The following is a 21,564-nucleotide window of genomic DNA, read 5'->3' as shown; positions in this document are numbered from 1 at the left end:
TATGGCAGAAGGTGGCGCTCAGGGTGGGGAGACCCTGCTGTTCCTGACGGATGAACAACTGCGCAAAGGAATTGAGGCGATGTTTTTCGCCTACCGGGCATTTACGTCAGATCCCGACAAAATTCTTGAGAATCATAGCTATGGTCGGGCCCATCACCGGGCATTGCATTTCATCAATCGCCAGCCTGGGTTGACGGTGTCATCGCTGCTCACGGTGCTGGGGGTGACGAAACAATCCCTTAACCGTGTGCTGAGAACATTGATCGAAGACGGGCTGGTGCAAAACCGGGTTGGCAAGAAAGACAAACGCGAACGGCACCTGTATCTGACCGATATCGGAGAGGCACTGGAACGTGAATTGTCCGAAGCACAGCGCAATCGGATGCGCGACGCCTACCGCACTGCCGGACCACAAGCTGTGGCCGGGTTTCGGCAGGTGCTCGACGCGATGATGGATGGCGAATTGCAACGCCAGTTTAAGACGATCAAGGATGCACCTTAATGGCCATCGACCCCTCTGCCCCGCATTTGCTAATTGTCGATGACGATGAACGCATTCGTGGATTGCTGCATAAGTTTTTAGTCCGAAACGACTTTTTGGTGACGGCGGCGCGTGATGCCGCCCATGCACGCCGGTTATTGGCAGGGTTGGATTTCAACCTGATCGTGTTGGATGTGATGATGCCCGGCGAAGATGGGCTGTCGTTGACGCGCGATCTGCGCAAAACCCTCAAGACGCCGATCTTGTTGCTGACGGCGCGTGGCGAAACCCGTGAACGGATCGAGGGGCTTGAAGCGGGCGCCGATGACTATCTGGCAAAACCGTTTGAGCCGCGCGAATTATTGCTGCGCATCAATGCAATTTTGCGCCGTGTCCCGGCGGAAGCCAAACTGGGACCCAAATTTTTGCATTTGGGTGCGCTGCGCTATGATCAGGAACGCGGAGAGCTGTGGCAAGGCGATGAGACCGTGCGCCTGACTGCGACAGAGGCCGCGTTGATGCGAATTTTCGCAACCCACACTGGCGAAGTCGTGTCCCGCAGCGATCTGGTCGAGGAAATGGGCCGTGCACCAACCGGCGAAGATGGCAGCGGGGATCGCGCGATTGATGTGCAAATTACGCGTTTGCGACGAAAATTAGAGCAGGACCCACGCGAACCACGATATCTGCAGACTGTTCGCGGGCTTGGCTATATGCTCACCCCGGACTAAGGCAAACTTGCCTCAACTGTTTTGTCTAAATTGTGTAAATATCGCATAGGTTTATACATTCAACCACACGCAGCGGCAAAACCCATCACATATCTGCGACATATTGCCCGTAGAACAGACTAAAGTTGATGCAATCGCCCATGAATATTGACTCTTTGGCAGGGGTTGGGCGCTATGTAACGCTAGACTGAAAAGATTGTGATTGCTAAAGGTCGCGCTAGGGTCGCAACATTCGTGATGCAACCCGCCTTACGGAGGGGGCCTTACCATTTAGGCTCGGGAAGGGAGAAGAATTCGTGTCCCACGCAGAAGATAACGCAGGCACTCGGAGGGATTTCCTCTATTACGCAACAGCTGGAACCGGTGCCGTTGTCGCCGGCGCGGCGGTTTGGCCGGCGGTCAATCAGATGAATGCATCTGCTGACGTCAAAGCCTTGTCGTCGATTTATGTGGATGTCGCGGATGTATCCGTCGGCACCCAGCTGACAGTGAAATGGCGCGGCAAGCCCGTGTTCATTCGCCGCCGCTCGGAAGAGGAGATCGAGGCGGCCCGCGCAGTAGAGCTGAATGACCTAATCGATAGATCAGCGGAAAATGCCAACAAGCCAAATGCAGATGCATCAGATTCCAACCGGACCCTGGACGAGGCTGGTGAGTGGTTGGTGATGCTGGGGGTCTGCACCCACCTGGGTTGCGTGCCAATTGGGGATGGCGCCGGGGATTTCGGCGGCTGGTTCTGCCCGTGCCACGGCTCGCATTACGACACATCTGGTCGTATCCGCAAAGGTCCGGCACCGCGCAACCTTGATATTCCGGTGGCCCAGTTCACCGATGATACCACGATCTTACTGGGCTGAGGGAGGAACTCATGGCCGGAATTCCACACGACCATTACGAGCCCAAAACGGGCGCCGAAAAATGGCTTGATAGCCGCCTGCCAATTGTCGGGCTGATCTATAACACCATTATGATCCCCACCCCGAAGAACCTGAACTGGTGGTGGATTTGGGGTATCGTCCTTGCCTTCTGCCTGGTGATGCAAATCGCAACAGGCATTATTTTGGTGATGCATTACACGCCGCATGTCGATCTGGCTTTTGCCTCGGTTGAGCATATCATGCGCGATGTGAATGGCGGTTATTTTATCCGTTATCTGCATGGGAACGGCGCATCGCTGTTCTTCTTTGCCGTCTATATCCACATCTTCCGCGGCCTGTATTACGGGTCATATAAAGCCCCGCGTGAAGTCACGTGGATTGTCGGCATCGTGATCTACATCTTGATGATGGGCACCGCGTTCATGGGATATGTTCTACCTTGGGGGCAGATGTCCTTCTGGGGGGCCACCGTTATCACCGGCCTGTTCGGTGCGATTCCCGGTATTGGTGGCGCAATTCAGGCATGGCTGCTGGGCGGGCCTGCCGTCGACAATGCGACGTTGAATCGGTTCTTTTCGCTACACTATTTGCTGCCCTTCGTGATTGCAGCCTTGGTGATCATCCATATCTGGGCTTTTCACACCACGGGCAATAACAACCCAACCGGTGTTGAGGTGCGTCGCGGATCGAAAGCCGAAGCAAAGAAAGACACATTGCCCTTCTGGCCCTATTTTGTGATCAAAGATCTGTTCGCATTAGTGTTGGTATTGGCGATCTTCTTTGCGGTTGTCGCCTTCATGCCAAACTATCTGGGTCACCCGGACAACTACATCGAGGCAAACCCGCTGGCAACACCGGCGCATATCGTTCCAGAATGGTATTTCCTGCCCTTCTACGCCATCTTGCGTGCCTTCACCGGCGATGTCTGGGTTGTGATGTTGGTCAACTGGCTGACCTTCGGTATCGTTGATGCCAAATTCTTCGGTGTTATCGCAATGTTCGGTGCGATCGCTGCAATGGCATTGGCGCCGTGGCTGGACACCTCAAAAATCCGTTCGGGACAGTTCCGTCCCGCGTTCAAATGGTATTTCTGGCTACTCGCAGTCGATTTCGTTGTCTTGATGTGGGTCGGCGCGATGCCGACAGACGGGATCTACCCATATATCTCGTTGATTGGGGCAACCTATTGGTTCGGCTATTTCTTCGTCATTCTGCCACTTTTGGGTGTGTTTGAAAAACCGCTCCCTATGCCGGCAACAATCGAAGAAGATTTCAACAACCACTACGGCAAACCGGCCGAGTGAGCGTGAGGGACCGATCCATGAAAAAATTTCTGATCACAGCCATCTCTGCGCTCGGCATCGCAACCGGTGCGTTCGCAGCAGGTGACGAAGGCCATGTCGAAGACATCGCCTTCTCGTTTGAGGGGCCCTTTGGCACCTATGACCAGCAGCAATTGCGGCGCGGATTTCAGGTCTATCGGGAGGTTTGTTCCTCCTGCCACGGGCTGAAATTTGTTCCACTGCGCACCCTGGCGGATGAAGATGGCCTGGGCATGAACCCTGATTGGGTGCGTGCCTATGCTGCGGAAATGTCTATCTATGACGCCGAGCTGGACGATGAACGCCCCCGCAAAGAAACCGACCATTTCCCCACAGTCACTGCTGCAAATGCACCTGACCTGTCCTTGATGGCGAAGGCGCGCGCTGGCTTCCACGGTCCGTATGGCACGGGGATCAGCCAGTTCGTCAATGGTATCGGCGGGCCAGAGTATATTTACTCGCTGCTCACCGGATATACTGGCGAGGAAAAGGAAATGGCAGGGGCCTTCTTCTACGAAAACCATACGTTCCCCGGTGGCTGGATCTCGATGAACCCGCCATTGTCGGACGATCTGATCGAATATGAGGACGGCACGCCGGCCACAGTCCATCAGATGGCAGAAGATGTCTCCGCCTTTTTAATGTGGACAGCAGAGCCAAAACTGATGCCACGTAAACAATGGGGTTTTGTCGCCGTGCTGCTCTTGGCACTTTTCACCACCCTGTTGTATCTGACAAACAAGCGCATCTGGGCCCCACACAAAGGCTCGCATAGCTAAGGCGTCGCAGCGGGCGCACCCGCCTGAGGCCTGTTAAGGCCGAGGCTATCTCTTAAACGCGCCCTTCCGGGCGCGTTTTCCTTTTGCTTAATCGGCGCTAGGTTAGGTGCACTGACACCCGTAAGAAGCCCCATGAAAGAGGACATGATGCCAGACAATGACCGCGCTCCCAGATTATGCGTCCTGATTGACGCAGATAACGTGCCCCATGCGCATGCCGAAGCTATTTTTGAAGAAATTTCAGGCTTGGGCGAGGCCTCCGTCAGAAGGATTTATGGGGATTGGTCAGCGCAACGCCTCAACGGTTGGGCCAAAAAAGCCAATTCCCTTGGCCTTGTCGCAGATCAACAATTTGCCAATACCAAGGGGAAGAACGCGTCTGACATCGCTTTGGTGATCGCCGCGATGGATTTCTTATTGTCAGGCCGGTTTGATGGTTTTGTCCTCGTTTCATCCGACAGTGACTTTACACGCCTTGCCCAACGCATCCGCGAACAGGGGCTGGACGTCTTTGGTATTGGTGAAAAGAAAACACCGGAGGCCTTCCGGAACGCCTGCAAACGTTTCATCTATGTCGAAAACCTCGGCAATGACAGCGCGCCCAAAACCATTCTCCATGCGCCAGCCGATACCCCCCCTACCGATCGGACACCCCCCGCAAAGCTTCCCCCGAAAGACGCAATACCCCTGATTGTCGCTGCGATGAAACGCATCGGGTTAGAGGAAGAATGGTATTCCTTAGGTCAACTTGGCCAGTTCATCATTCAGGCAAATGCCGATTTCGACACGCGCACCTATGGCAGCGCCAAACTATCAGATTTACTGCGTGATACTGGCCGATTTGAGGTGAAGAAAAGCGATACAAATCATCTGATTGTCCGCGACCTCGCCTAATCGCTCAGTGCTTTCGCGCCATAGCGGGCCATGAACATATCGACCGCGCCCGTAATGGTGCGCTCGATTTGAGTATGCGAGCAACACGGCGGCATGCCGCATAGCAGCCGGACGTGCAGCCCGGCCTTACACAGCTCACAGAATTGTTCAGCTGCGAATTCGAAATCTTCAATCCGGAACTCGCCACGCGCTGTTGCTTGGCGCAGATATTCCGCCAGCCTGTCACGCGCCATCGCTGGCCCTGAATTATAGAAATCATGCCCCAAGGACGGGAACCGAGCCGCCTCGGCAACACATATGCGAAACATATCAAGGCCAAATGACGATGACAAATATCCAGTGATTTGTTCCGCCGCATAGCGCAGCACCTGCTCTGGGGGTGCGGTGCTTTTACTGATCTCGGCCATTGCCTCATCAGCCTGACGCGCGCATTCGCCTGTCGCCACTTGTAGAAACAACAAACGCTTATCCGGCACATAACTGTATAAAGTGGCCTTGGACACTTTGGCTTCACGGGCAATATCATCGACCGATGCCCCCTCGAACCCATCACGCATGAAAATTGTTCGGGCACCTTCAAGCACCTGTTCAAATTTTCGGCCTTTGCGAATTTGCGACGCATCCGCTGTGCAGGTTTTTTGGGTCATTGTGCCTCCTGAACCGCCCATAGCATAAACAGGACAGTTCAGAAGTCGCAAGAGGGCTTAGTGATGCGGCGACATCAGCTCTTTGTCATATTGCGCGGTTTTCGCAAAGCTGGGGCGCTCACTGAGCCTGCGCACCCAGGCTTTAATTTTAGCGTCATCAGGGCAAAAATCCGGAAAAAACATAAAGGGTGATGCCATCAGTATATCCGCAGCTGATATCTGCCCCAGAAGATAGTCTTTATCTGCCAGACCTTCCGAGATGTTTCGGCTCATCTCACTGAAATTACCGAAAGAACTCTTCAAAGCATCGTTTTCCATTTGCGTGAATTTGGCGACCAGAACCGGCTCCACAACACCTTGGTAATAGCATAGCCAAGATAAAAAGCGGCCATAATCTGGATCACCGAAGTTCCGCCCCAACCCAGCTTGCGGGAAACATTGGCAAAGATAGATCACGATGGCTGCACGTTCGCGCACAGTGTCATCGCCCGCTGTGAGGAAAGGCACCTTACCCTCGGGATGGGGGTTGCGCGAATCGCGTTTCGTATCGGCGTTGCCAGGGCGCTGTATGGTGACGGGCTGAATAGTAACGGCGTCAATTGCATCCAATTCATGCAGCAATGTGACCATGGTCGAAGACCGCGAATATGGGGCGTGATACAAAATCATCATTCGTTCCTTTGCTGTCGGGGGTTTCGCCTTCACGCTATGATTGGCACAGTGCTGCTGACAAAATCTGTCAGCATATTAGGGGTCCAATTTGGCAAAATCAGATCGCTTGTTGCGCGTGCTAAACGCCTTGCGACATTACCGCCCCCCTGTCACTGCCGAATTATTGGCGCAGGCCACCGGCGTATCGCGGCGGACATTATATCGGGATATCCAAGCATTACGCGCGGCAGGTGCCCTGATTGATGGAGAGGCAGGCGTGGGCTATTTTTTGACCGAAGATCCGGCACTGCCCCCGCAAAATCTGACCCGTCTGGAAATTGAGGCGTTGACATTGGGGCTGGCAGAGCTGCGCCACCTGGGCGATCCAGAGCTTGCCCTTGCGGGGGAAAGCGCACTGGCCAAAATCACCGCGACCCTTGGCCAAAGCCGCGCACAACATGCCGCGCATGCCATCGTTTCTTCCTATCGGTTCAAAACGAACCTGCCCGATAGCGCGGCGGACATGACGTTGCTGCGTCATGCATGTTGGGAAGAAACCAGCCTGAATATCCATTACACTGATCGCAACGGCGCCAGCACCCAGCGCGAGATTTACCCGCTTAGCATTGTTTATCTGGACCATAAACGGATGCTGCTGGCCTGGTGCTGCCTAAGGCAGGAGTTCCGAAAATTCATCGTCGCGCGGATCCAATCCGCCGTTGCCGGGACAAGCAGCTTTCGGCCCCGCAGGGTTGCGTTGCTACGCGACTATTTGAACACGATGCGCCCTACCCGGGCAAATGACCCGTCGCACCGTTAGCCGATCTGGCCGCGCATACCACCTGTTTGTCCACGGTCCATCAGCAGATGGTCCAGAATAACACAGGCCACCATTGCCTCTGCGACCGGTACGGCACGAATTCCCACGCAGGGGTCATGGCGGCCTTTGGTGACAACTTCCACGGCCTCACCTGACATATTGATTGAACGCCGCGGGGTCAGCATGGACGAGGTCGGCTTGACCGAAAACCGCACAACGACCGGCTGACCGGTGGTGATCCCACCCAAAATCCCACCTGCGTGATTGGTCAGATATTCCGGGCCTTGAGGCCCCATGATAATCTCATCCGCGTTTTCCACACCGGTCAGGTTGGCGGCATCCATCCCCTCACCGATCTCAACACCTTTGACGGCGTTGATGGACATAATCGCTGCTGCCAATTCGGTGTCGATCTTCGCATAGATCGGTGCGCCCAGCCCCACAGGCACCCCGGTGGCGACCACTTCAATTTTCGCCCCGACAGAGCTGTGCTGTTTACGGATGGCCTGCAGGTAATCGGCCCATTCCGCCACAACATCCGCATCGGGAATGAAGAATGGGTTTTGCAAGATCTGCGCCGCATCAAACCGGCTGCGATCAATATGTTTCGCACCCATCTGAACCATATAGCCGGTGATAGACAATTCCGGCACCAGCTGCGCCAAGACCGCCTGCGCAACGCCACCAGCGGCCACCCGGGCGGCCGTCTCACGCGCCGAAGACCGCCCGCCACCGCGATAATCACGCGTGCCATATTTCTGATGATAGGTGATATCTGCATGGCCGGGGCGGAACTGCCGCGCGATCTCACCGTAATCTTTGCTGCGTTGATCGGTGTTTTCAATCATCAGCTGGATCGGCGTGCCGGTCGACTTGCCTTCAAACACACCCGACAGGATCTTGACCCGATCTGGCTCTTTGCGCTGTGTGGTTTCCTTTGATTGCCCCGGACGGCGGCGATCCATAAAGACCTGAATGAAATCTTCGGTGATCTCAATCCCCGGGGGGCAGCCATCCACAGTGGCGCCCAGCGCCGGCCCATGGCTTTCACCCCAGGTGGTGACACGGAACAAATGACCGAATGTGTTGTAGGACATATTTTACGTTCCCCCGGGCGACGATAAGTGTTGCCACGATGTAGCAATTGCGCACTCCAGAGGCAATATTTCATATTTTGTAGGGATATACGCGCCTTCACAGCTTTTTGACTGCCGCTTCTGCCCTATCCTTATCAAACTTAATAAAACCGTCACCATAGGGGGAGACAGATTATGGCCGAACCAACACGGCAAAAAATGTCATTAACGACGCAAATCATGATCGCAATGGTTGGCGGTGTGATCCTTGGCGTGATCTTCAATCAGATCGGGTCAGACTTTATTGCAAATTACATTACCGGCGGCGTGCTTGCGATGCTGGGCACGATGTTCGTCAACGCCTTGAAAATGCTGGTCGTCCCGCTTGTCTTCTTTTCCCTGATATGTGGTGTGACGGGGATCGGGGATATTCGCATTCTGGGCCGTGTCGGCGGCAAAAGCTTTGTGCTGTATTTGATGACCACGGCCATTGCGATTGCACTGGCGATTTTGATCGCGCAGATCATTGCTCCGGGCCAAGGGTTTGTAATGGAGGGGGTTGATACCTCTGGCGTCACCGCAAAAGAGGCACCCACGGTGTGGAATGTCTTTGCGGCAATTGTTCCAACCAACCCTGTGGCCGCCTTTGCCAATGGCGAGATGCTGCAAATCATCTTTTACACGATCGTCTTAGGCGTTGCGGTCTTGATGCTTGGCGAAGCTTCGGCCCCTTTCGTTGCGGGCTGCGAATATATGAATGATGTGATGATGAAAATCGTCGCCATCGTTATGGCATTTGCCCCAATTGGGGTGTTCTGCCTGATCACCAAGACATTTGCGGAACAGGGTATCGACCTTTTCATCCCCGTGTTGGCCTATGTGGTCACTTTGGTGGGGGCGTTGCTGCTGCATCTGTTCATTACATTGATGATCATCTTGAAAGTCTTCTCGGGGTTGAACCCGATTACCTTTTTGAAAAAAATTCGCCCAGCGCAGATTTTTGCCTTTTCCACCGCCTCGTCCAACGCAACAATCCCTGTGACATTGCGCTGCGTAACGCAGCGCATGGGGGCAAATAACTCGGTCGCAAGCTTCTGTGTTCCATTCGGTGCAACGATCAACATGGATGGCACCGCGATCATGCAAGGTGTGGCCACCGTCTTCTTATCCAATGTCTATGGAATTGATCTGGGCGTCGGCGGTTATCTGACCGTAATTGCGATGGCTGTTTTGGCCTCTATTGGCACCGCGGGTGTTCCCGGTGTGGGTCTGGTGATGTTGACCATGGTGCTTGGGCAGGTTGGCCTGCCGATTGAAGGCATCGCACTCATTTTGGGCGTGGATCGTCTGATGGATATGATCCGCACGGCGGTCAATATTTCGGGTGATGCCGTTGTGTCGGTGATCGTGGCCAAGGGCGAAGGCAAGCTGGATATGGCTGTCTATAACGATCCGGCAGCGGGCGAAGTTGGCGATGATCTGGGCATCGATCCCAATGCCGAAACGCAGCTGGCCGCACAGCATTGCAACCACTGATAGCGTCTGCAGTGTATCTGATATCGGCCTAACCTGGGCGGCGCGCAAAACCTTGCAGCGCCGCCCCATTGTCATTACACCTGTCGCAACCTCGGGGAGCCAATGACCTTGGCTGAGATGCGCTATGCGAACCCGTTGAACCTGAACCGGTTAAGACCGGCGGAGGGAAGGTAACGGGTGCTCTGCCCGCCTGACCCCGCCCGTCAGCGAAGGAGCGACCATGAAGACCTCTCTGATGCTTGCGGGCCTGCTTGCGGCCACGGCCACTTCGGCTTTGGCACAAGACAAGCCTGTGCTCACTGTTTATGCGCCCGATTATTTCACCAGCGACTGGGGCCCCGGCCCAAAGATCGAAGCCGGGTTTGAAGATATCTGCAACTGTGATCTGCAATTCATTGCGGGCGATCTTCTACCACGGCTTTTGTTGGAGGGGGACCGGACCGAGGCTGACGCCGTGATCGGGCTGAACACCGATGTCACAGCCCGCGCCCGTGCCACCGGCCTGTTTGCCCCGCATGGCCAAGATACTTCAACTTTGTCCCTGCCCATCGCGTGGACGGATGATACGTTTCTGCCCTTCAACTGGGGCGAAACCGCCTTTGTCTATGACACTACGAAATTGGCCAACCCGCCACAGTCCTTTCAGGCTTTGCTGGATGCGCCAGACGATCTGAAAATTGCGATCCAGGATCCGCGTTCATCGATTTCCGGGCTGGCGTTGTTGCTGTGGGTTAAAGCGATCTACGGCGATGAAGCACAGGCGGCATGGGAAAAGCTTGCGCCTAAGGTGCTGACCGTCACGCCCGGCTGGTCGGAAAGCTACGGCCTGTTCACCGATGGCGAGGTCGACATGGTGATGTCCTACACCACCTCCCCCGCCTATCATATCATTGCTGAGGATGACACTACCAAAGCCGCCGCGATCTTCCCCGAAGGCCATTACTTTATGACCGAGCTAGCCGCACAGCTGAACACCACCGATCAGCCGCAGTTGGCGCAGGCGTTCATGGACTACATTTTGTCGGATGCATTTCAGGGCATGATTGCCACCGCCAATTGGTCCTATCCGGCAATCATCAAACCCGGCTTCTTGCCACCACAGTTTGCGGATCTGCCCCGCCCCGCCAAGACATTGTTCTATTCTGAACAAGAGGCAGAGGAGATCCGTCAAGAGGCGCTGGACGAATGGCTGACCGCATTCGGTCGCTAATCCCCGCAGCGCTGGCGGCAGCGTTGCTGGCAGCGCTGGTTTTGGGAACGTTGACAGCCGTGACGATACGCGCAGGCGGGCTTGGCGGGCTTAGCGCGCGCGACCTGTCGGCAATCTGGTTCACCCTGTGGCAGGCGGCCCTGTCCGCGCTGCTGTCTTGTGCTTGTGCCGTGCCCCTTGCGCGGGCTTTATCGCGCAGGCGGTTTCCCGGCCGCAAACTGCTGATTGCCCTGTTGGGCGCGCCGTTTATCTTGCCCGTCATCGCCGCCGTCATGGGGTTGATCGCGATCTTTGGCCGCTCTGGTTCGGTCAATGATCTGCTACAATGGCTCGGCCTGCCGACGCTCAGCATCTACGGTGCCCATGGCGTGATTTTGGCACATGTGTTTTTCAATTTGCCGCTGGCCACACGGATGGTTTTACATGGCTGGCAGGCGATACCATCCGAACGCATGCGCCTTGCCGCCAGTTTAAACTTTCCCGCTGCAAGCATTCGCCGGCACCTGGAATATCCAATGTTGCGCAGCACCCTGCCCGGCGCATTTTTGGCAATCTTTCTTGTATGTCTGACCAGCTTTGCGGTTGCCCTGACACTTGGAGGCGGGCCCCGCGCCACAACGGTTGAGCTGGCGATATATCAGGCCTTCCGTTTCGATTTTGACCTTGCCCGCGCCGCTGCGCTTGCCTTGGTGCAGGTTGCGATCTGCATTGCCGCGCTGCTGGTCAGCCGGGTGATCTCGGTCGCGCCCAATTTCGGCGCAGGTCTTGACCGCCCCTCAATCCTTGGGCTTGCACCGCGCACTATCTGGCCTGATGCGCTGTGTATCTCCGCCGCAAGCCTGTTCTTGCTGACACCGATCGCGGTGGTCATGATGCGCGGCGTCAGCGGCCTTGCCGGGCTGCCGACAACGATCTGGCAGGCCACAACAACGTCGCTATGGCTTGCCCTGGCCTCCACGGCGCTGACACTGGCAATAGCTTTGCCACTGGCACTCGCCGCGCCGCGCCACCGCTGGGCAGAGGCCGCAGGAATGCTCCCCCTTACGGCCTCTGCACTGGTCACGGGCACCGGTTTGTTCTTGATCGCACGCCCCTATGTGAACCCGACGCAGCTGGCGTTGCCTGTCACATTGATATCCAACGCAGCGCTATGTGTTCCCTTTGCACTACGCATATTGATCCCCCAGGTCCGCGGATTGCAGATGGATTATGATCGGCTTGCCGCATCGCTGGACCTACACGGAATTACCCGATTGCGCTATGTCACGGTGCCCCGATTGGCCCGCCCCATAGGATTCAGCGCCGGGCTGGCTGCGGCTTTTTCAATGGGGGATCTGGGTGTGATCACATTATTTTCCGATGGCCAGACACAAACACTGCCCCTCGCCCTATATCAGCTGATGGGCGCCTATCGGCTTGATCAGGCCGCAAGCGCAGCAACCCTGCTGATCACCCTCAGCTTTGGCCTTTTTATGGCCTTTGACCGGATGGGACATTATGCTGACCCTCGATAACCTGATACTACGACAAAACGATTTCACGCTCCGCGCCAATATCTCTCTTGCTCATGGATCCAGCACCGCAATCATCGGCCCATCAGGCGCGGGCAAATCCACGCTGCTTTCCGCAATCGCTGGCTTCCTTGCACCCAGCGCAGGGCGGATTTCGTGGCAAGGACAGGACATCACAACCTGCGCCCCCGGCAAGCGCCCACTCTCCATCTTGTTCCAAGATCAAAACCTGTTCCCGCATCTGACTATCGCACAGAATCTCGGCCTAGGCCTCTCCCCCCGATTGCGGCTCAGCGATAAAGATCGTGACACGATCGCCCAAGCCCTCGCTGACACGGGGTTGACCGCCTATGCCCAACGCAAACCGCCGCAGCTATCGGGCGGACAACAAAGCCGCGCCGCGCTTGCCCGCACCCTCTTGCGCAATAAGCCGATCCTGTTGCTGGACGAGGCTTTTGCAGCCCTCGGCCCGGCGTTAAAATCTGAAATGCTTGATTTAACGGGAAAACTGACCACCGATGCAAAGCTCACCACTGTAATGGTCACCCATGACCCCGATGACGCAGCCGCATTTTGCCCAAATACGATTGCTGTTACCGATGGGGTCGCGCATCCGCCCTGCCCAACGCAGTCACTGCTTGCGTCGCCCCCCCCCGCGCTCAGGGCCTATTTGGGCGCGTGACTTTCATCTTGCTATAAATATCCAATGCACCCGGTCAACACGGCAGCGCCACCTCAAGTCAGGCGCATTACCTGACCCGCAGCGCATCTCGACGCTGCGGATCATACCATGCCCTAATCGCGTGGTGCCATCATCACCGGGCCAAGATTGGGACCAAGCGCAGTCAAACGGCGCAAATTTCCAGAAGTATGACGGTCAACTTCCGCCAATCCCGCCTGCATGATCCGGTCCGGGCTTTGCCCCGAAAGCATTGCATTGGTCGCGGCCTCGGTCATCTCCATCACGGCTTGCTGCTTTTCTTGCACCATCCGCAGCATCTCATCAGGGGCCGCATGCCACAGCCCAGCCATACCGGCCAAACGCATTGCTATGACGCCTTGCGCGGCAAAGCTCACACGCGCTGCATCCATACTAAGTTCAATAGAGGACATCGGATCGATAAACATGACTCGCACCTTCTTCATAGTTACAGCAGCTACATCACCCGACGGGCAATACCGATAAGATAAGCGACAAAGATCAATAAAGTTTCCCCGAACGTCAACTTAGACCTTTGGACTGCACCCGGCTTTCGCCCGCAACCCACGGGGATCGCCACACAATCGCAATATTGCACAGAACATGGTTTTCTATGTGCGTGCCTTGCCAACAAGCAGTTCGGTTCATAAGCTTGCTTATAGCGAACGAATGCCGGAATAGTGCAAGCTAAAGCTGAACCGTTCAGTTTACATCACATCCGCGTGTCAGGCCTCCCCTATATGACGCGCCCTCTCTGACACGTCTGTAGGAGACACCATGATCAAACGCCTCCTCATTGCCATTGTCCTACTTGCCCTTGTTGGTGGCGGGATCGTCGGCTTTAACCTGTTCCGCGACAAAATGATCGCACAGTTCTTTGCCGGGATGACCCCTCCCCCTGTTGCCGTCTCGGTCACGCCGGCCAAAGCTGTCACGTGGCAGCCGGGCATTGAAACCATCGGCACCGCACTGGCCTCGCAGGGGACCGATCTGGCCGCCGAAGCCGCAGGCATCGTGCGCGAAATCAAATTCAGCGCCAATGACAGCGTTGAAAAAGGCCAGCTTTTGGTGCAGATCGACGACCGTCAGGAACGCGCCGATCTGGCCGCCGCCCAGGCCGGGTTGGAATTGGCACAAACCGCGCTGACCCGCGCGCAGGCCCTTCGTGATCGCGGTGTTTCCGCCGTTTCCGCGTTGGATGAGGCCACCGCCGCCTCCAGCGAAGCAAATGCCACGGTAGAAAAACTCCGCGCGGCATTGGAAACGAAACAATTGACCGCACCGTTTTCGGGCACCGTTGGTATCCCACAGGTCGAAGCCGGGCAATTTGTAACCGCCGGCACCACCTATGCGACGTTGCAAAACCAGACAGAAATGCGCGTTGATTTCACCTTGTCAGAACAACAGGCCGCACAGGCCCATGCAGGCATGCCGGTCCAAATCTATTCCGAAGACGGCGCGTTGGAACTGTCTGGCGCGATCACCGGGATCGAGCCAAAAATCGACCCCAATTCACGTCTGGTCACATTGCGGGCAGAAATTCCCAATGATGACGGCGATCTGACACCGGGCCAATTCGTTCGTGTTCGCGTCATCTTGCCAACTGAAAGCGGTGTGATTGCTTTGCCGCAAACGGCTGTGGCCTCCAGCCTCTATGGTGACAGCGTCTATGTGGTCACCGAAGAGACCCCCGACGGCGCAGATGAACCCAAGATGATCGCACGGCAGGTGTTTGTGACTCTGGGCCGGCGATCGGGCGGTATGATTGAAATCGTCAAAGGTGTTTCAGACGGCGATCAAGTGGTCGATGCGGGCCAAAACCGTCTTAGCCCCGGGGCCACCGTCAAAATCGACAACAGCTTGCAGCTGACCCCCGAAATCGGCGCCTCAATTTCTGAACCGATGACTGAAACGCCCGATGATGCGCCATCAGAGCCCGCCTCTGACGCCGCAACCGCGCCGAAGCCATAAGGGCCACCAGATGCATTTCACAGAACTATTCATCCGCCGACCCGTCTTATCAACGGTTCTCGGGGCCTTCATGCTGCTGCTGGGGATCCAGGCGTTCTTTAGCCTGCCGATCCGCGAATACCCGGAGGTTGAAGAAACCGTGGTGACGATCACCACGACCTATCCCGGCGCGGCGCCCGACCTGATCCAAGGGTTCATCACTGCGCCCATCTCAGCCGCTGTGGCAACCACAGAGAATATCGACTTTGTCACGTCCTCCTCGCGCCCGTCGGCCTCGGTGGTGTCCGTCAATATGAAACTTGGCGCAGATCCTGACGTGGCGCTGACCGAAGTGCTGGCCAAAGTGCAGCAGGTCCGGTCGGAACTGCCAAGCGAGGCGGAAGACCCGCAGATTGTCAAAGGCACGGGGCAAACCTTTGCTCTGATGTATCTGGCCGCGCTGAACCCTAATATGACGCAAGAGCAGCTGACCGAATATCTGGACCGGGTCATTCGCCCGCGGATGTCCACCATCCAAGGTGTGGCAGAAATTCAGATCATCGGCGGATCAAACTATGCCATGCGGGTCTGGATTGATCCTGACAAGCTGGCCGCACGGCAAGTAACCGCAACCGAAGTTCTGGCGGCCATTCAGGCGTCGAACTTCCTTGCGGCGCCGGGCGCCACCGAGAATGAATATGTTGCGCAATCCATCACGCTGCGTTCAACGCTGCAAACCCCGGACGCTTTCGGCGCGTTGCCGATCCGTGCCACGGGCGATGCCGTTGTGCGTTTGCGCGATGTGGCCGATGTGGAGCTCGCGTCGGATGAGGCGGGCGAAATCGTCAGTTTTAACGGACAAGCGGGCACGTTTATCGGAATCACCCAGACCCCGTCAGCCAACCCGCTGGACACGGCAGCTGCGGTGATCGACGAGCTTCCCGCGATCAACAACGCCCTTCCCGATGGCATGTCAATTGAGATGGTCTATGATTCCACTCAAACAATCTCTGCCTCTATCGTCGAAGTATTCAAAACCATCGAAGAAGCGGTGATCATCGTTGTGTTGGTGATCTTGCTGTTCTTGGGCTCGTTCCGTTCGGTTTTGATGCCAATCGTGACAATTCCACTGTCATTGGTGGGTGTTATGGCGGTTCTGCTGGCACTGGGGTATTCGATCAACCTGCTGACATTGCTGGCGATGGTTCTGGCCATCGGTCTGGTGGTGGATGATGCGATTGTTGTGGTGGAAAACATCCACCGCCATATCGAAGAGGGGCTGCAACCGATCCCAGCCGCCGTCAAAGGCATGCAAGAAATCACCGGGCCGGTGATCGCGATGACGATCACATTGGCGGCGGTTTTGGCGCCGCTTGCCTTTACAGGCGGCCTGACCGGGGCGCTGTTCACTGAATTTGCCTTTACGCTGGCAGGTGCGGTGATCTTATCGGGTATTATCGCATTGACGATCACGCCGATGATGTCGGGTCGGATTTTGAAATCCGGCCACAGTTCTGGCTTTCAGCGTTTTGTCGACCGGACATTTGACAAACTGGCCGGGTTTTATGCCCGCCGTGTCGATGGGTCGCTGTCCTATCGCCCGATCACATTGTTGGTCGTATTGGTTCTGGTGGGGGTCACCGGGTTCATGTTCACCAAAACCTCCAGCGAATTGGCGCCCGATGAAGATCAAGGCGTGTTATTCGCAATCATGAACGGGCCGAAATATGCCACGGATCGTTACACTTCGGCCTATATTGAACAAGTGTCACAGGCGACCAAGGATATTCCAGAGGTGGTTCAATCCTTCTCCATCGCCGGGTTTGGCGGCGATGATGCTCAGGGCATTCAAATCTGGCAACTTGCCGATTGGGCCGAACGTGATCGCGCACAATCCGAGGTGCAGACCGACATTCAGGCCGGGCTGGACAGCTCCACCGGGTTGAAGGGCTTTGCCTTTGCGCCCCCTACTTTGCCGGGGGCTGGCGGCGGTCTACCGATCTCTGTGGTCATCCAATCGGTGCATACGCCCGAACGTGTGGCCGAAGTGTCCGAAGCCATCCGGCTGAAGGCGCAGATGTCAGGCCGTTTCATCGTCGTGCAAAACTCCTTGTCCTTTGACGCGCCGGAATTGCGTGTCACGATTGACCGGGAACGTGCAGCTGCGCTGAACGTGCCTGTTTCGCAGATCGGGTCAACCTTGGGCCTGTTGGTTGGCGGTGGCGCCGTGGCGCAGTTTGACCGCGATTCCGACAGCTATGACATCATCACCCAGGTCCCACGCAAGTTCCGTGACAACCCCGAAGAGCTGGGCCGATATTTCGTCCGCGCCTCAACCGGGGATATGGTCCCGCTAAGTACGGTGGTCGATGTGTCCTCTGGCGTGCGCCCCGCTGCAATTGAGCAGTTCAATCAGCTGAACTCTGCCACGATCACGGCTCTGCCCCTGCCTGGCATTTCCACCGGCGAAGGTTTGGCCGAAATTCAGCGTATCGCAGCCGAAGAAATGCCAAGCGGGTTCTTCCTTGATTACTCTGGCCAGTCACGGCTGGAGGTCAATCAGGGCAACACCATCATCATCGCCTTTGCGGCGGCTGTTTTGGTGATCTATCTGGTCTTGGCGGCACAGTTCGAAAGCCTGCGTGACCCGTTCATCATTTTGATGTCGGTTCCGTTGACGATCTTTGGCGCGATCTTGCCACTGAACCTTGGACTTGGCACGTTAAATATCTACAGCCAAGTCGGGCTGATCACCCTGGTGGGGCTGATTACCAAACATGGTATTTTGATGGTGGAATTCGCCAATCAGCAACGCGAAGAACATGGGCTGACCCGGCGCGACGCAATCGTGACCGCTGCCAAAACCCGTCTGCGTCCGATCTTGATGACGACAGCGGCGATGGCGCTGGCAATGATCCCATTGGTCCTGGCAGAGGGCGCTGGGGCGGCGGCGCGTCAGGCGATGGGTCTGGTGATGTTCACCGGGTTGATCATCGGCACGCTCTTTACACTTTTCGTTGTGCCAATGTTCTATTCCTTCATCTCGCTTTCGGACAAAGCATGGCGTGAAGCGACTGAGAAACGAATCGCTGCGGGGTAGCGCCTGCAACCAAAACGTGCAATGAATTCAGGGGTCTCGCCATACGGGACCCCTGTTTCGTTTTAGGCCCATAAAAATTTTGCGCCTCCTCTAGGGCCAAAAAAACCAACATAGACAGGCTACAGAGGTCCGGTTTGTGAAATTTTACAGCCGTTATTTGAGCAAGATTAACATTGGTAGGAATTCGTTAGGCCTCTGCCCGCAATAGTCCCGAAGTCTGCCGATGTGATGCGTGTCATGTCGGGTTTTATGAGTTTCATGTTGCTTAGTTTGAGGACGCAGATGGCCATAGCGTTAAACCAAATCCGTATCGTCTATAAGCTGCCGGCGATTATCATCACACTGTCATTGGCGGCCGTCATTGCGACACTGGTGCCGGCCTATCTGCACATGAAGACCAGCGTCGAGGAGGCCGGGCATGCCCGCCTTCTTGACGCGACGCGGGCGCAGACCAGCGCACTTGAGACGCTGCTGAACAGCATCGACACCAATCTGGCGATCACCGCGCAAAGCCCGTTCACCGCACAGGCTCTGGCACAGTTTCATGCCGCGTTTGCTGAATTGTCAAATCCGATGCAGCAGCTGAAACAGGCCTATTTGGCTGCGGATAAAATATCGGCCAAGGCTGGCAACATCGCGCCCTATGATCAGGTTCATGCCACGTTGCATCCGGTGTTTGACGCGCTGCGGCATGAAATGGGCTATTCAGATATCGTCTTGATCGATGCGCAGGGCAACATCGTCTACACGGTCACGAAACAGGCAGATTTCGGCACCAACCTGACCAAGGGCCCGGTGGCAGAGACCGGGTTGGCGCAGGTTTGGGCCGACGCAATGGCAGCACCCGACACCGCCCCATTCGCAGATTTTGCCCGCTATGCGCCAGGCAATGACGCCCCCGCCGCCTTTATCGGCCAGGCGCTACGCGATCCATCGGGTCAGGTGATTGGCGTTTTGGCCTATCAGCTGCCAGTGACTGGGATTGCCGCGGTGATGGCCGAACATCCCGGCCTGGGGGACAGCGGCGAAGCGTTGCTGGTGGGTGCAGATGGGCTGATGCGCGTCGACAGCCCCAATGACACTATCGATAACATGCTGCGTACCCGCATCGACCTCAGCGCACTGGACGCACCCAGCGCTGATGGCACCATCGAATATACCGACCGTTTCGGTGCACAGGTTCTGGCCAAACGCGAAAATGTTGATTTTCACGGCACCGCCTGGACCGTCATCGATAAAATCAACCTTGACGAAATCAACGCACCCTTAGCGGATATGAGCCGCTACACGCTTTTGATTGCGCTGGCTGTCGCTGGGGTCGCCAGCCTAAGTGCAATCACGGTGTCACGGTCGATTACGCGTCCTTTGTCGGCGGTGGGCCGTGCAATGGAACAGATCGCCAACCGTGCCTTTGACACCGATGTGCCCGCCCGCAGCCGCGGCGATGAGATTGGCACCATCGCCACAACCTTGGATGCCTTCCGAGAACGGCTTGCGGGGGCGGAAAACGCCGCACATGAGGCCACATTCAAAAGCTCTGCGTTCAGCGAAAGCTCTTCTGCGATGCTGATGGTCAATGAAGACGACACGATACTATATATGAACGATGCCCTGATGCGGCTGTTTACAGTGGAAGCCGCCGCGATCCATGCGTTGACGGATGGGAGCACCCCGGCAGAGCTGATCGGCATGAACCTTGATCTGTTCTATGAATTGCCAGCCGAGGGACGTCAGGCATTGGCAGATCCATCCCGCAAACATTTTAGCGCCGTCTTGACGATGGGGCAGAACTTCTATGCACTGTCCTTCACCCCGGTGCATAATGCCGATGGTCACTATGTCGGCATGACGGTCGAATGGAAGAACCAAACCAAGGCTTTGCGCGATACGGCGACATTAACCGCCATTGATGTAACATCGGCGCGGGTTGATTTTGATGCCAAGGGCTGCGTGCAACATGCAAACCCTGTGGTGGCGCAAATGGCGGGCAAGTCGGCACAGGCCCTGACGGGGAAAAAAATCAGCGCATTGTTGACACCCGATGAAGAGGCCAATCTGGGCAGCATCATCCGCGAAGGCAAACGTTGGGCCGGGCGTATGACATTGACCGGAAAGACGGGTGAGGTCCACACGATCGAAGCCAGCCTGACACCGCTGAAAGACCCGTTTGGCCGTGCCGCAGGCGCGATTTTGATCGGCGCGGATGTCACGCAGGGGCAACGCGCCCTGGCCAAGGCCGATGCCACCCGCGCGGCCCATGTGAAAACCCAACAAGAGGTGGTCAACGGGTTGCGCAACGGTCTGGATGCGCTGGCCAACGGGGATTTATCCTATCGACTGACCACGCCATTTTCTGCTGATTACGAAGAGCTGCGCCGCAATTTTAACCAGACCGGGGAAACCTTGTCCTCTGCGATGGCCGAGATCATGGCAGCCGCCTTGCAAATTCAACAAGAAAGCGGCGATGTCGTCACCGCCGCATCAGAGCTGTCGGGGCGCACCGAAACGCAGGCCGCGACATTAGAGCAAACCGCCGCGGCATTGGATGAGCTGACAGCATCTGTCAAATCCGCCTCGGATGGGGCTGCCCAGGCTGCCAGCATTGTGGAACATGCCCGGCTAAATGCACAGCAATCGGAAACCGTTGTGCGCAGCGCCGTCAGTGCCATGCGAGAGATCGAAGGCAGCTCGTCCCAGATCTCCAAAATCACCACGGTGATTGATGATATCGCCTTTCAGACCAATCTGCTGGCCCTGAACGCTGGCGTCGAAGCCGCCCGTGCGGGTGAGGCAGGGCGCGGTTTCGCCGTAGTCGCATCTGAAGTGCGCGCCCTGGCCCAGCGATCCTCGGAAGCTGCGCGCGAAATCACCGGCCTGATCAGCGCCTCCAACACGCAGGTCACGCATGGCGCGGAAATGGTTGGGCGTGCCGGCGATGTGCTGGAAACCATCATGGGATCGGTGGCCGAAATCGCAGGCAAAGTGCAAGAGATCTCTCGGTCGGCCTCTGAACAGGCGATCGGGCTGGAAGAAATCAATATTGCCGTCAATCAGCTTGATCAGGTGACACAGCAAAACGCGGCCATGTTCGAGAACAGCTCGGCAGCCAGTATGAGCCTGTCGACCCAAACAGACCGGCTTACCAATTCGATGGCGCAGTTCCGCATTTCTGCGCCCGAATGCGAAGAGATATCCGCACAGGCCCCTGCCCAAGTGGCCTGATCTCTTCGCGAAATGGTCCTGCGCGGTCGGCTCACACTTTGCCGCGCAGGGCTATC

Annotated in this window: 18 protein-coding genes and 1 riboswitch; of the genes, 14 read left to right on the top strand and 4 right to left on the bottom strand. The window is 56.4% G+C overall.

The genetic code is table 11. The features are described from left to right. Position 1 precedes the first annotated feature (1 nt). From BFP70_RS07395 to BFP70_RS07370, 6 genes are all read left to right on the top strand, one after another. A complete protein-coding gene (locus BFP70_RS07395) occupies positions 2-502 on the top strand; it encodes a MarR family winged helix-turn-helix transcriptional regulator (RefSeq protein ID WP_066010713.1) in 501 nt (166 codons plus the stop codon). After that, positions 502-1,212, top strand: coding sequence for a response regulator (locus tag BFP70_RS07390; RefSeq protein ID WP_066010712.1), 711 nt, complete (start codon positions 502-504; stop codon positions 1,210-1,212). Before BFP70_RS07395 ends, BFP70_RS07390 begins: the two co-directional genes overlap by 1 nt. A gap of 296 nt (positions 1,213-1,508) precedes the next feature. Then, positions 1,509-2,069 (top strand): ubiquinol-cytochrome c reductase iron-sulfur subunit, encoded by a 561-nt coding sequence (gene petA / locus BFP70_RS07385; RefSeq protein ID WP_066010711.1) that lies wholly within the window; start codon positions 1,509-1,511, stop codon positions 2,067-2,069. 11 nt (positions 2,070-2,080) lie between these two features. Further along, on the top strand, positions 2,081-3,394 hold the full coding sequence (petB, locus tag BFP70_RS07380) for a cytochrome b (protein ID WP_066010710.1): 1,314 nt from the start codon (positions 2,081-2,083) through the stop codon (positions 3,392-3,394). A gap of 17 nt (positions 3,395-3,411) precedes the next feature. Continuing rightward, on the top strand, positions 3,412-4,191 hold the full coding sequence (locus tag BFP70_RS07375) for a cytochrome c1 (protein WP_066010709.1): 780 nt from the start codon (positions 3,412-3,414) through the stop codon (positions 4,189-4,191). A 147-nt stretch (positions 4,192-4,338) separates the two neighbouring features. After that, complete coding sequence (locus BFP70_RS07370) at positions 4,339-5,085, top strand: NYN domain-containing protein (protein ID WP_141693127.1); 747 nt, start codon at positions 4,339-4,341, stop codon at positions 5,083-5,085. Here BFP70_RS07370 and BFP70_RS07365 read toward each other — a convergent pair. Further along, entirely contained in the window at positions 5,082-5,732 is a 651-nt protein-coding gene (locus BFP70_RS07365; protein ID WP_066010707.1) for a TetR/AcrR family transcriptional regulator, read from the bottom strand. The genes BFP70_RS07370 and BFP70_RS07365 overlap by 4 nt on opposite strands. A 57-nt stretch (positions 5,733-5,789) precedes the next feature. After that, positions 5,790-6,401, bottom strand: a complete 612-nt coding sequence (locus BFP70_RS07360; RefSeq protein ID WP_255356631.1) for a glutathione S-transferase family protein — start codon at positions 6,399-6,401, stop codon at positions 5,790-5,792. A gap of 91 nt (positions 6,402-6,492) precedes the next feature. Here BFP70_RS07360 and BFP70_RS07355 point away from each other — a divergent pair, with 91 nt between their 5' ends. Next, positions 6,493-7,203, top strand: a complete 711-nt coding sequence (locus BFP70_RS07355; protein WP_066010705.1) for a YafY family protein — start codon at positions 6,493-6,495, stop codon at positions 7,201-7,203. On the opposite strand, the gene aroC is transcribed toward BFP70_RS07355, so the two are convergent. Beyond that, positions 7,200-8,300, bottom strand: coding sequence for a chorismate synthase (gene aroC, locus BFP70_RS07350; RefSeq protein WP_066010704.1), 1,101 nt, complete (start codon positions 8,298-8,300; stop codon positions 7,200-7,202). The genes BFP70_RS07355 and aroC overlap by 4 nt on opposite strands. Before the next feature lie 198 nt (positions 8,301-8,498). Here aroC and BFP70_RS07345 point away from each other — a divergent pair, with 198 nt between their 5' ends. The 4 genes from BFP70_RS07345 to BFP70_RS07330 all read left to right on the top strand — a co-directional run bounded on the left by BFP70_RS07345 (position 8,499) and on the right by BFP70_RS07330 (position 13,218). Next, entirely contained in the window at positions 8,499-9,815 is a 1,317-nt protein-coding gene (locus tag BFP70_RS07345) for a dicarboxylate/amino acid:cation symporter (protein ID WP_083217410.1), read from the top strand. Between the two features lie 82 nt (positions 9,816-9,897). Continuing rightward, a riboswitch (TPP riboswitch) is annotated at positions 9,898-10,000 on the top strand. 35 nt (positions 10,001-10,035) lie between these two features. Then, positions 10,036-11,025, top strand: a complete 990-nt coding sequence (thiB, locus tag BFP70_RS07340) for a thiamine ABC transporter substrate binding subunit (protein ID WP_066010702.1) — start codon at positions 10,036-10,038, stop codon at positions 11,023-11,025. Beyond that, positions 11,001-12,539 (top strand): thiamine/thiamine pyrophosphate ABC transporter permease ThiP, encoded by a 1,539-nt coding sequence (locus BFP70_RS07335; RefSeq protein ID WP_066010701.1) that lies wholly within the window; start codon positions 11,001-11,003, stop codon positions 12,537-12,539. Before thiB ends, BFP70_RS07335 begins: the two co-directional genes overlap by 25 nt. Continuing rightward, a complete protein-coding gene (locus BFP70_RS07330; RefSeq protein ID WP_066010700.1) occupies positions 12,523-13,218 on the top strand; it encodes an ATP-binding cassette domain-containing protein in 696 nt (231 codons plus the stop codon). The genes BFP70_RS07335 and BFP70_RS07330 overlap by 17 nt, the downstream gene beginning before the upstream one ends. Before the next feature lie 113 nt (positions 13,219-13,331). Here the strand turns inward: BFP70_RS07330 and BFP70_RS07325 are convergent, their stop codons facing one another. After that, complete coding sequence (locus BFP70_RS07325; protein WP_066010699.1) at positions 13,332-13,664, bottom strand: hypothetical protein; 333 nt, start codon at positions 13,662-13,664, stop codon at positions 13,332-13,334. A 349-nt stretch (positions 13,665-14,013) separates the two neighbouring features. Here BFP70_RS07325 and BFP70_RS07320 point away from each other — a divergent pair, with 349 nt between their 5' ends. The 3 genes from BFP70_RS07320 (at position 14,014) to BFP70_RS07310 (ending at position 21,508) form a co-directional block, all read left to right on the top strand. Further along, complete coding sequence (locus tag BFP70_RS07320) at positions 14,014-15,207, top strand: efflux RND transporter periplasmic adaptor subunit (protein ID WP_066010698.1); 1,194 nt, start codon at positions 14,014-14,016, stop codon at positions 15,205-15,207. A gap of 10 nt (positions 15,208-15,217) precedes the next feature. Continuing rightward, positions 15,218-18,286, top strand: a complete 3,069-nt coding sequence (locus BFP70_RS07315) for an efflux RND transporter permease subunit (RefSeq protein WP_066010697.1) — start codon at positions 15,218-15,220, stop codon at positions 18,284-18,286. A gap of 282 nt (positions 18,287-18,568) precedes the next feature. Then, positions 18,569-21,508 (top strand): methyl-accepting chemotaxis protein, encoded by a 2,940-nt coding sequence (locus tag BFP70_RS07310; RefSeq protein ID WP_066010696.1) that lies wholly within the window; start codon positions 18,569-18,571, stop codon positions 21,506-21,508. The last annotated feature ends 56 nt before the right edge of the window (positions 21,509-21,564 follow it).

Source organism: Thioclava sp. SK-1, from assembly GCF_001705665.1.
GTDB lineage: Bacteria > Pseudomonadota > Alphaproteobacteria > Rhodobacterales > Rhodobacteraceae > Thioclava.
The sequence above is the reverse complement of the archived record's forward strand: the minus strand, read 5'-3'. Positions and strand labels throughout refer to the sequence as shown.